At 60.3% G+C, this 11,417-nt stretch carries 11 protein-coding genes; 5 read left to right on the top strand and 6 right to left on the bottom strand.

The features are described from left to right. Positions 1–15 precede the first annotated feature (15 nt). On the top strand, positions 16–579 hold the full coding sequence (locus AC07V0_RS18170) for a chorismate--pyruvate lyase family protein (protein WP_086945211.1): 564 nt from the start codon (positions 16–18) through the stop codon (positions 577–579). Further along, a complete protein-coding gene (gene ubiA, locus AC07V0_RS18175; protein WP_018927398.1) occupies positions 579–1,469 on the top strand; it encodes a 4-hydroxybenzoate octaprenyltransferase in 891 nt (296 codons plus the stop codon). The genes AC07V0_RS18170 and ubiA overlap by 1 nt, the downstream gene beginning before the upstream one ends. A gap of 77 nt (positions 1,470–1,546) precedes the next feature. Here ubiA and AC07V0_RS18180 read toward each other — a convergent pair whose 3' ends face one another. Beyond that, on the bottom strand, positions 1,547–1,930 hold the full coding sequence (locus AC07V0_RS18180; RefSeq protein WP_018927397.1) for a COG4315 family predicted lipoprotein: 384 nt from the start codon (positions 1,928–1,930) through the stop codon (positions 1,547–1,549). Between the two features lie 152 nt (positions 1,931–2,082). Between AC07V0_RS18180 and phoB the strand changes: the two genes are divergently transcribed. The 3 genes from phoB to AC07V0_RS18195 all read left to right on the top strand — a co-directional run bounded on the left by phoB (position 2,083) and on the right by AC07V0_RS18195 (position 5,598). Further along, positions 2,083–2,772 carry a phosphate regulon transcriptional regulator PhoB gene (gene phoB, locus AC07V0_RS18185; protein ID WP_007896474.1) on the top strand — a complete coding sequence of 230 codons (690 nt, stop codon included), beginning with the start codon at positions 2,083–2,085 and terminating at the stop codon, positions 2,770–2,772. A gap of 39 nt (positions 2,773–2,811) precedes the next feature. Continuing rightward, positions 2,812–4,134 carry a phosphate regulon sensor histidine kinase PhoR gene (gene phoR, locus AC07V0_RS18190; protein WP_018927396.1) on the top strand — a complete coding sequence of 441 codons (1,323 nt, stop codon included), beginning with the start codon at positions 2,812–2,814 and terminating at the stop codon, positions 4,132–4,134. A gap of 123 nt (positions 4,135–4,257) precedes the next feature. After that, positions 4,258–5,598 carry a hemolysin family protein gene (locus tag AC07V0_RS18195; RefSeq protein WP_018927395.1) on the top strand — a complete coding sequence of 447 codons (1,341 nt, stop codon included), beginning with the start codon at positions 4,258–4,260 and terminating at the stop codon, positions 5,596–5,598. A gap of 66 nt (positions 5,599–5,664) precedes the next feature. Here AC07V0_RS18195 and AC07V0_RS18200 read toward each other — a convergent pair whose 3' ends face one another. The 5 genes from AC07V0_RS18200 to pstA all read right to left on the bottom strand — a co-directional run bounded on the left by AC07V0_RS18200 (position 5,665) and on the right by pstA (position 11,415). Continuing rightward, entirely contained in the window at positions 5,665–6,585 is a 921-nt protein-coding gene (locus tag AC07V0_RS18200) for a peptidoglycan DD-metalloendopeptidase family protein (RefSeq protein WP_018927394.1), read from the bottom strand. A gap of 200 nt (positions 6,586–6,785) precedes the next feature. Continuing rightward, on the bottom strand, positions 6,786–7,730 hold the full coding sequence (locus AC07V0_RS18205) for a response regulator (RefSeq protein WP_086945212.1): 945 nt from the start codon (positions 7,728–7,730) through the stop codon (positions 6,786–6,788). Positions 7,731–7,911: 181 nt separating this feature from the next. Then, positions 7,912–8,673: a phosphate signaling complex protein PhoU gene (gene phoU, locus AC07V0_RS18210; protein WP_007934507.1), complete on the bottom strand. Its 762-nt coding sequence runs from the start codon at positions 8,671–8,673 to the stop codon at positions 7,912–7,914. A 71-nt stretch (positions 8,674–8,744) separates the two neighbouring features. Further along, the gene (gene pstB, locus AC07V0_RS18215) at positions 8,745–9,578 is read right to left on the bottom strand and encodes a phosphate ABC transporter ATP-binding protein PstB (protein ID WP_008150054.1); all 834 of its coding nucleotides are present in this window, start codon (positions 9,576–9,578) and stop codon (positions 8,745–8,747) included. A gap of 166 nt (positions 9,579–9,744) precedes the next feature. Further along, on the bottom strand, positions 9,745–11,415 hold the full coding sequence (pstA, locus tag AC07V0_RS18220; RefSeq protein WP_018927392.1) for a phosphate ABC transporter permease PstA: 1,671 nt from the start codon (positions 11,413–11,415) through the stop codon (positions 9,745–9,747). Positions 11,416–11,417 lie beyond the last annotated feature (2 nt).

An 11,417-nucleotide genomic window follows, 5' to 3' on the forward strand; every position in this document is an offset into this window, starting at 1 on the left:
CAATAATGACTCACTGTGCCGCACTCAAAAGCCCCTTCCCCGACGCCGCTCTGGCTTTCTCAAAGCCAACTGATGCCCCGCCCCGACACGTCTACGCTCGATTGGTTGTTCGATGAAGGGTCACTGACCCGACGCCTGACCCGTTTGTCGAATGACGGTTTCAGCGTCACGCCGCTGTTCGAAGGCTGGCAATCGCTGCGCGCCGACGAATGTGCCGCGCTGGAGCTGGCCGAAGGCAGCGAAGGCTGGGTGCGCGAGGTGTATCTGCGCGGCCACGGTGAAGCTTGGGTGTTTGCCCGCAGCGTGGCGGCGCGTAGCGCGCTGCAGGGCGACGGATTGCATATGGATGAGCTGGGTAGCCGTTCTCTGGGTGAATTGCTGTTTTGCGATCAGGCATTTCAGCGCCGGGCCATCGAGGTTTGTCACTATCCTCAAGCGTGGTTGCCGATGGAGGCTCAAGCACCTGAACTGTGGGCCCGGCGCTCGCGTTTCGACCGTGGCGCCCTGAGCGTGCTGGTGGCCGAGGTTTTCCTGCCGACCCTGTGGAGCGCCGCCCGCGCGCATCCGGAGAACTGCTGATGTACCAGAACCTGCTCAAGTCTCTGAACCGCGTGAATCCTCGGGCCTGGGATTTCATTCAGCTGACCCGCATGGACAAGCCGATCGGCATTTACCTGCTGCTGTGGCCGACATTGTGGGCACTGTGGATTGCCGGTGAAGGTTCGCCGTCACTGGCCAATATCGTGATTTTCGTGCTCGGCGTGGTACTGACCCGTGCCGGCGGTTGCGTGATCAACGATTGGGCGGACCGCAAGGTCGATGGCCATGTGAAACGCACCGAGCAGCGGCCGCTGGTGAGCGGCAAGATCAGCTCCAAAGAAGCCCTGGTGTTCTTCGCGGTGCTGATGGGCGTGAGCTTCTTGCTGGTGCTGTGCACCAACGCGGCGACTGTCTGGCTGTCGCTGGGCGGTTTGGCCCTGGCCTTCACGTATCCGTTCATGAAGCGTTACACCTATTACCCGCAAGTGGTGCTGGGCGCGGCGTTCTCCTGGGGCATGCCGATGGCGTTCACTGCCGAGACTGGTGAGTTGCCGGCGACAGCCTGGTTGCTGTGGATCGCCAATTTGCTGTGGACCGTGGGCTACGACACCTATTACGCCATGACCGACCGCGACGATGACCTGAAGATCGGGGTGAAATCCACCGCGATCCTGTTTGGCGATGCCGACCGGGTGATCATTCTGACCTTGCAAGGCCTGGCGCTGGGCTGCCTGTTGCTGGCTGGCTCGAAATTCCATCTCGGTGGCTGGTTCCACCTTGGGTTGCTGGTGGCGGCAGGCTGCTTTGCGTGGGAGTTCTGGTACACCCGCAGCAAAGACCGGATGCGTTGCTTCCAGGCGTTTTTGCATAACCACTGGGCGGGGTTGGCGATTTTTGTGGGGATTGTGCTGGATTACGCATTACGTTGACTGCGATTGATCTGTAGCAGCTGCCGAACTCAGGCTTCGCCAGCTGCTACAGACTGTTTACAGGGCAGGCAAATCGCTTACTTGTGTTCGCCAATCACGTGCCACATTTTCATCATGCCGTCGCCTTTCATGTCTCCCGGCTTGCTGTCCATTTTGTAGGTGTACATTGGCTTACCGTCGTAAGTCCATTGCATTGTGCCGTCGTCACGCTTGATCGGCTTCCATTCACCCATGGGCTTGGCATCCATCGGAGCCATCATCGGCGGCCAGTTCTTCGCACACTCACCCATGCACATCGACTTGCCGTCCTTGTCCTTGTCAAAGGTATACAAGGTCATACCCTTCTGATCGACCATCATGCCGCCTTTCATCATGGCGGGTTCTGCCGCAAAGGCCAGGGACGGCAGCGTTAACGCAGCCGTGACCAGCAGGACCTTCCAGGATTTAGCAATGTGATTCATGGAAACCTTCCTTTTGTGGTTGTCAGGATTCGGAATTAGAGCTTAGTTCAGGATCGCGACAATCGCAGGCCGGCTAAAATACTGTCACACGACTGCAATAATTCCGTTATCTAATGCGGCGCAAGACAGTTAAATGACAAGAGGATTAAGGCATGGTTGGCAGGAGCATTCTGATCGTCGACGACGAAGCGCCCATTCGCGAAATGATCGCCGTTGCGTTGGAAATGGCCGGCTATGACTGCCTGGAGGCGGAGAACTCACAGCAGGCCCATGCCATTATCGTCGACCGCAAACCGGACCTGATTCTGCTCGACTGGATGCTGCCCGGCACTTCCGGCATCGAGTTGGCCCGCCGCCTCAAGCGCGACGAACTGACCGGGGATATCCCGATCATCATGCTCACCGCCAAGGGCGAAGAGGACAACAAGATCCAGGGCCTGGAAGTCGGCGCCGACGACTACATCACCAAACCGTTTTCCCCCCGCGAACTGGTGGCCCGCCTCAAAGCCGTGCTGCGTCGCGCCGGCCCGACCGATGGCGAAGCGCCGATCGAAGTCGGCGGCCTGCTGCTGGACCCGATCAGCCACCGCGTGACCATCGACGGCAAACCTGCCGAGATGGGCCCGACCGAGTACCGTTTGCTGCAATTCTTCATGACCCACCAGGAACGCGCCTACACTCGCGGCCAGTTGCTGGATCAGGTCTGGGGCGGCAATGTCTACGTCGAAGAGCGCACTGTCGACGTGCACATCCGTCGCCTGCGCAAAGCCCTCGGCGATGCTTACGAAAATCTGGTACAAACCGTGCGCGGCACCGGCTACCGGTTTTCCACCAAGGCCTGAGCCGGCCGCCAGCCTCGCTGACAAGGACGCATATTTTCCGTGAACCAAAACTGGCATGGCACCCTGATTCGCCACATGCTGTTGCTGGTCACCGCCTGCCTGGTGATCGGCCTGATTTCCGGCTACTACGGCTGGAGTCTCGCCGTGGGCCTGGGTGTTTACCTGGCCTGGACCCTCAAACAGCTGCTGCGCCTGCACGAATGGCTGCGCCTGCACCAACCCGATGAAGCACCGCCCGACGGCTATGGCCTGTGGGGCGAAGTGTTCGACAGCATCTATCACCTGCAACGCCGCGACCAACGGGTACGCGGGCGCCTGCAAGCGGTGATCGACCGGGTCCAGGAATCCACTGCCGCGCTGAAAGACGCAGTGATCATGCTCGACAGCGACGGCAACCTTGAGTGGTGGAACCGCGCCGCCGAAACCCTGCTCGGCCTCAAGACTCCTCAGGACAGCGGCCAGCCGGTGACCAACCTGGTGCGCCATCCGCGTTTCAAGGAATACTTCGAGCAGGACAACTACGCCGAACCATTGGAGATTCCGTCGCCGATCAATGATCGCCTGCGCATTCAGCTGTACATCACCCGCTACGGCAACAACGAGCACTTGATGCTGGTGCGCGACGTGACGCGTATCCATCAGCTGGAGCAGATGCGCAAAGACTTCATCGCCAACGTGTCCCACGAGCTGCGCACACCCCTGACGGTGATTTGCGGCTACCTGGAAACCCTGCTCGATAACGTCGAGGACGTGAATCCGCGCTGGACCCGTGCCCTGCAGCAAATGCAGCAGCAAGGCGGGCGCATGCAGACCTTGCTTAACGATTTGCTGCTGCTGGCCAAACTGGAAGCCACCGATTACCCATCGGACAACCAACCAGTGTCCATCGATAGCCTGCTGCAATCGATCAAGAGCGACGCCCAACAGCTGTCGGGTCAGAAAAATCAGCGCATCACCCTGGAAGCCGACCCGACGATTCTGCTCAAGGGCAGTGAAGCCGAACTGCGCAGTGCGTTTTCCAATCTGGTGTTCAACGCGGTGAAATACACCCCGGCCGAGGGCAATATCCGCATTCGCTGGTGGGGCGACGAGCAAGGTGCACACCTGAGCGTGCAGGATTCGGGAATCGGCATCGACAGCAAACACCTGCCGCGCCTGACCGAACGCTTCTACCGCGTCGATTCCAGCCGCAATTCCAACACCGGCGGCACCGGGCTGGGGCTGGCCATCGTCAAGCACGTGTTGCTGCGCCACCGGGCACGCATGGAAATCAGCAGTGTGCCGGGGCATGGCAGCACGTTTACCTGCCATTTCGCGCCGGCCCAGGTCACCAAATCCCGCGTGATCAGCGCCGCGGACTGATACCGACTAGCACTCGCCACTAGGCAATCGATCAGTCAGCCGCTACATTGGCTGACTTGTGCCTGCCCTTCAGGCACTGCATTTCCCCCTTTTTTGAATACACGGAACCCGCAAAACTCCATCATGGACCCTTCCCCTGGCTTGACCCTCGCAACAATATTCGCCGACTTCGGCATGATTCTTTTTGCTCTGATCCTGGTTTTGCTCAACGGCTTTTTCGTTGCGGCAGAGTTTGCCATGGTCAAACTGCGCTCGACCCGGGTCGAAGCCATCGCTGAACAGCACGGCTGGCGCGGGCACATCCTGCGCACCGTACACAGTCAGCTCGATGCTTACCTGTCAGCGTGCCAATTGGGTATCACCCTCGCCTCTCTGGGTCTGGGCTGGGTCGGCGAACCGGCGTTCGCGCACCTCCTGGAGCCTGTGCTGAGTGCCGTGGGTGTAGATTCCGCTGAGGTGGTCAAGGCGGTTTCGTTCTTCACGGCGTTCTTCATCATTTCGTACCTGCACATCGTGGTCGGTGAGCTGGCACCAAAATCCTGGGCCATCCGCAAACCCGAGTTGCTGTCGCTGTGGACGGCGGTGCCGCTGTACTTGTTCTACTGGGCCATGTACCCGGCCATCTACCTGCTCAACGCCAGCGCCAACCAGATCCTGCGCATCGCCGGGCAAGGTGAGCCCGGCCCGCACCACGAGCACCATTACAGCCGCGAAGAACTGAAACTGATCCTGCACTCCAGCCGTGGCCAGGACCCAAGCGACCAAGGCATGCGCGTACTGGCCTCGGCGGTGGAAATGGGCGAGCTGGAAGTGGTCGACTGGGCCAACTCCCGGGAAGACCTGGTCACCCTCGAGTTCAACGCTCCGCTCAAGGAAATCCTGGCGTTGTTCCGTCGCCACAAGTTCAGCCGCTACCCGGTGTACGACAGCGAGCGCAAGGAGTTCGTCGGCCTGCTGCACATCAAGGATCTGCTGCTGGAACTGGCCGCCCTTGATCACATTCCCGAGTCGTTCAACCTCGCCGAACTGACCCGACCACTGGAGCGCGTATCGCGGCACATGCCGCTGTCGCAACTGCTGGAGCAGTTCCGCAAGGGCGGCTCGCACTTCGCCTTGGTCGAGGAAGCCGACGGCAACATCATCGGCTACCTGACCATGGAAGACGTGCTGGAAGTGCTGGTGGGCGACATTCAGGACGAACACCGCAAGGCTGAACGCGGGATCCTCGCGTATCAGCCGGGCAAGCTGCTGGTGCGGGGTGATACGCCGCTGTTCAAGGTGGAACGCCTGCTGGGCATCGACCTGGACCACATCGAAGCCGAAACCCTCGCCGGGCTGGTCTACGAAACCCTGAAACGGGTGCCGGAAGAGGAAGAAGTGCTGGAAGTCGAAGGTTTGCGGATCATCATCAAAAAGATGAAAGGGCCGAAGATCATATTGGCCAAGGTGTTGATGCTGGACTGAGCCACGCCCTTGTAGGAGCCGGCTTGCTGGCGATCAGGAGCGCTGCGGTGTCTCTGTTATACCGCGTTATCGTTCATCGCCAGCAAGCCGGCTCCTACTGCCCAACGCAAAGTTGGGCAACGCCCCCACCGGTTGATTGAACTGGTACGGAATCGACACCAGGCCCAACCCGGTATTGCGCTGCACCACGAAGTGCAGGTGCGGGCCGCTGCTGTTGCCGGTGTTGCCCGACAGCGCCAGCGCACTGCCCACCACTACCCGCTGACCTTCCCGTACGCAGACTGAACCTTTCTTGAGGTGCAGGTACACGCCCATCGTCCCGTCATCGTGCAACACCCGCACGAAATTGCCCGATGGATCGTTGCCGCGCCCGGTCTGGCCATTCTCGGTTTTCACCACCACCCCGCCGCGCGCCGCGATGATCGGCGTGCCTTCGGGCATGGCGATATCCATCGCGTAACGGTTCTTCGGTCCGTAGTGGCTGTATTGGCCATTGGGGCCCTGGGTCAGCCGAAACGGACCGCCACGCCAGGGCAACGGATATCGATAGGCCATGGCAGCCCCTGAGGGGTCGCCCAGGAAATATGCGAACCTTGGGTTATACACGATCGGCCTTCCGGCCTTCGTCGGCGTGAGCAGGGCCAGACGAAGGTTACTGCGCGCCGGCATCACCCGCCGGATCGGTCGGCTCGGCGCTCCGCTGACGTTCTGCAGTCTGTCGAAACTCAGCTCGATCTCGACCGGCGCATACAGGTCGTTGCGCACGAACACGCTGTCCATGCCATTCAGCCTCTTGATGTCGAGGTACACCTGCCGCTCAAGGTGTTCGACCATTCGGTCGCGAAAAACGAACACCTTCGCGCCTTTGGTGGGGCGGTCGCTGTAAGAGACCACGCCACTGGCATCAGTGGACTTATAGATCGTCATGGCCACAGCCGAGGTGGATGCCATGAAAAGACCACAGAAAAACAGCAGGCGCGCGAGCATGGGCAAAATTCTGTTGAGTAGGCCTGGGAAGGAGCCTAGCAGCAGAAATGGACCTGCGTAGTCGACAGATGTTTCAAATGATCATTCCCACGCTCTGCCTGGGAATGCAGCACGGGACGCTCTGCGTCCCATCCGAAGCGGACGCGGAGCGTCCGGGGAGGTATTCCCACGCAGAGCGTGGGAACGATCAGCGGTACACGTTACGCACCCGGTACGAAGTGCTTCTGCGCGGTGCCACGGGCGATCAGGCGGGAGATGTAGTCGAGCTTCTGTGCATCCTGGTCGACAAAGCGGAACGTCAGTTGCAGCCACTCGCTGTCCGGCTTCGGCTCGTGGGCGACGATGGCGTGCAAGTAGCCGTTAAGACGGGCAGTTTCGGCATTGTCGCCCTGCTCCAGGTCGAGTACGGCGTTGTCGAGGACTTGCGGCAAGGTGTCAGTGCGTTTCACCACCAGCAGCGCTTCCTTGATGCTCAAGGCCTTGATCACGCATTGCTGTGTGCCGCTCGACAGACGCAGTTGGCCTTGGCCACGACCGCCAGCTGATGCGGAGGCAGGCGCCTTGACCGGTGGATTGTTGAGCAGGCCGCGAGACGGCGCCGCAGCCGGGGCTGGCGCGGCGGCGGCAGGTTTGGCAAACGGGTTGACCGCTGCAGCCGAGGGTGCGACTACCGCCGCTTTGCCACCGGTCAATGCGCTCAGGGAATCGTTGCCGAACGCCGAGTTCATTTTGGTCGGCGCGCTGTTCATCAAGGTATCGAGCTTGCCGACCTTGTTCAGGGCCTGCTTGACCTTGGTCAACAGCTGCTCGTTGGTGAATGGCTTGCTGACGTAGCCGGAAACCCCGGCCTGGATCGCCTGGACCACGTTTTCTTTATCGCCACGGCTGGTCACCATCACGAACGGCATGGTCTTGAGGTTGTCCTGCTCACGGCACCAGGTCAGCAACTCCAGACCGGACATTTCCGGCATTTCCCAGTCGCACAGAACCAGGTCGAACGCTTCCTTGGCCAGCATGGCCTGGGCCTTTTTACCGTTGACTGCATCTTCGGTCCGGATCCCCGGGAAGTAGTTGCGCAGGCACTTTTTTACCAGGTCACGAATGAACGACGCATCGTCCACGACCAACACACTGATCTTGCTCATCCAACACCCCTTTAAAAATCCCGGCAAGCATAACGCTGGCTGATGGCACTTTGCCAAAACTCTTCAGTCACGCCGGGACTTTTCGTTCGCGGGTGCTGCTTTTCAATTCGGCTTTTCAGTTCAAAAGCCACACAAACAAAAACGCCCGGCCAAGAGGCCGGGCGCTTTTTCTTGGGCAACCTTACTTATCGTCAGCTTTGTCCGGAACATTAGCGGTTTCGGCACTTGTGCCTTCCACTTCTTCCTTCATGCGCTTGAGGCCCAGGTGACGCACGTCGGTGCCGCGCACCAGGTAAATCACCAGTTCCGAGATATTGCGCGCGTGGTCGCCGATTCGCTCAAGGGAACGCAGCACCCAGATAATGCTCAAGACACGCGAGATAGAGCGTGGATCTTCCATCATGTAGGTGGCGAGTTCGCGCAGCGCGGTCTTGTATTCGCGGTCGATGATCTTGTCGTACTGCGCCACCGACAGCGCCAGGTCGGCGTCGAAGCGGGCAAATGCGTCCAGGGCATCGCGAACCATGTTGCGCACCTGGTCGCCGATGTGGCGAACCTCGACATAACCGCGCGGCGCTTCGCCTTCTTCACACAACTGAATGGCGCGACGGGCGATCTTGGTGGCTTCGTCGCCGATACGCTCGAGGTCGATCACCGATTTGGAGATGCTGATGATCAGACGCAAGTCCGACGCCGCCGGCTGACGACGGGCCAGAATGCGCAGGCATTCTTCGTCGATGTTGCGTTCCATCTGGTTGATCTGGTCGTCGACCTCGCGCACTTGCTGGGCCAGGCCGGAATCGGCCTCGATCAGCGCGGTGACCGCGTCGTTGACCTGCTTCTCGACCAGCCCGCCCATGGCCAGGAGGTGGCTGCGCACTTCCTCGAGCTCAGCGTTGAACTGCTGGGAGATGTGATGGGTAAGGCCTTCTTTACTAATCATGTTGGCGTCCTTGGAGCGTCCGGTAAGGTGCGGTGGGCCGCAGCGTCAGTTCAGTGAGCAACAACAGCTTCCTAGCCGTAACGACCGGTGATGTAGTCTTCGGTCTGCTTCTTCGCCGGATTGGTGAACAGGGTGTCGGTGTCGCCGAACTCCACCAGTTTGCCCATATACATGAACGCCGTGTAGTCGGAAACACGCGCGGCCTGTTGCATGTTGTGGGTCACGATAACAATGGTGAACTTGGATTTCAGTTCGTAGATCAGCTCTTCGACTTTCAGCGTGGAGATCGGGTCGAGTGCCGAGCACGGTTCGTCGAGCAGCAGCACTTCCGGCTCCACGGCGATGGTGCGGGCAATCACCAGACGTTGCTGCTGACCACCGGACAGACCGAGTGCCGACTCGTGCAGACGATCCTTGACTTCATCCCACAGCGCCGCGCCTTTCAACGCCCACTCGACGGCTTCGTCGAGGATGCGCTTTTTGTTGATGCCCTGGATGCGCAAGCCGTAAACCACGTTTTCATAGATGGTTTTCGGGAACGGGTTGGGCTTCTGGAACACCATGCCGACGCGACGACGCAGCTCGGCCACGTCCTCGCCCTTGCGGTAGATGTTGTTGCCGTAGAGGTTGATCGCGCCTTCGACGCGGCAGCCATCCACCAGGTCGTTCATGCGGTTGAAAGTGCGCAACAGCGTGGACTTGCCACAGCCGGACGGGCCGATGAAGGCGGTCACGCGCTGTTTCGGGATGTTCATGCTGACGTCATACAGCGCTTGTTTGTCGCCGTAGAACAGGCTCAACCCCGGCACTTCGATGGCCACGGTTTCCTGCTCGAGACTCAGGCTCTGTTTGTCGCGGCCCAGGGCCGACATGTTGATGCCGTGAGTGTGTGCTTCGTGCTGCATGGGAGGCTCCCTGTGCTAACAAATTCGGTTCGGGGCCGCAGGCCAGGCCCGCGGTTACGCAATTCTTTGTAGGAGCCGGCTTGCTGGCGATGCAGACAACTCGGTCCCGCAGGCTCACCGCGGTGATGCCTTCGCCAGCAAGCCGGCTCCTACAGTTCGGTGTTGATCAGCTATCCAGCGCCTTGTACTTCTCGCGCAGGTGGTTACGGATATAAACGGCCGACAGGTTCAATGTCGCGATCACCAGCACCAGCAGCAGCGCCGTGGCATACACCAGCGGCCGCGCGGCTTCTACGTTCGGGCTCTGGAAGCCGACGTCATAAATGTGGAAGCCCAGGTGCATGATCTTCTGGTCCAGGTGCAGGTACGGGTAGTTGCCATCCAGCGGCAGCGACGGTGCCAGTTTCACTACACCCACCAGCATCAGCGGCGCCACTTCACCGGCGGCGCGGGCCACGGCGAGGATCATGCCGGTCATCATTGCCGGGCTGGCCATCGGCAGCACGATCTTCCACAAGGTCTCGGCCTTGGTCGCGCCGAGGGCCAACGAGCCTTCGCGTACGGTGCGAGGAATCCGCGCCAGGCCTTCTTCGGTGGCCACGATCACCACCGGCACAGCCAGCAGGGCCAAGGTCAACGAAGCCCACAACAGACCCGGCGTACCGAAGGTCGGCGCCGGCAAGGCTTCGGGGAAGAACAACCGGTCGATCGAGCCGCCCAGTACATAAACGAAGAAGCCCAGGCCGAACACGCCGTAAACGATCGCCGGTACGCCCGCCAGGTTGTTCACCGCAATACGGATCACTCGGGTCAGGGTGTTCTGCTTGGCGTATTCACGCAGGTAGACCGCCGCCAGCACACCGAACGGAGTGACGATCATCGCCATGATCAGGGTCATCATCACGGTGCCGAAAATCGCCGGGAAGATCCCGCCTTCGGTGTTGGCTTCGCGCGGGTCATCACTGAGGAATTCCCAGACCTTGCTGAAGTAGAAGCCCACCTTGGTAAAGGTGCTCATGGCGTTCGGCTGATAGGCGTGAACCACTTTGCCGATACCGATCTCGACCTCTTTACCGTTCGCGTCACGAGCCGTCAGGCTGTCACGGTTGAACTGCTTGTGCAGGTCGTTCAGACGCGCTTCGATTTCCTGATAACGGGCATTCAGCTCGGCGCGCTCAGACTCCAGGTCCGCCTGTGCGGTAGCGTCGAGACGGCCGGCCAATTCCAGCTTGCGACCGTGCAGACGAACACGTTCGAGACCGGCGTTGATCGCGCCGATGTCGGTTTTTTCCAGGCTCTTGAGCTGCCCAGCCAACTGGTTGACGCGATCGACACGGGCCTGCAACTCAGGCCATGCGGCTTCGCCTTCAGCGACGACCTTGCCGTCCTCTTTAACGTTGACCAGATAGCCGTAGAAGTTGCCCCACTCGCGACGCTCGATGGTCATCAGCTCTGGCGGGGTTTTCTGGTTGGTCAGCCACTCGCCGACAATCCAGGTGAAGTCCGTGCCGTTCAGATCGCGGTTGCCGACCTTGATCAGCTCGCGGGTCATGAACTCCGGGCCCTGATCGGGCACCGGCAGGCCAGCGGTTTTCAGGCGCTCGCGTGGCACTTCTTCCTTCTGCACCACTTCGCCGATGACCAGGTGGTTGGCCTGGCCCGGCACGTCGTAATTGGCGTGGATCAGGTCCGCCGGCCAGAAGTGCCCCAGACCGCGCACGGCAATGACCGCCAGCAGGCCAATGGTCATGATGACCGCAATGGACACCGCGCCGCCGCTGATCCAGACGCCGGGGGCGCCGCTCTTGAACCATCCATTCAGGGAGTTCTGTTTCACAG

The sequence above is a fragment of the Pseudomonas sp. GW821-FHT01E10 genome (assembly GCF_059422365.1).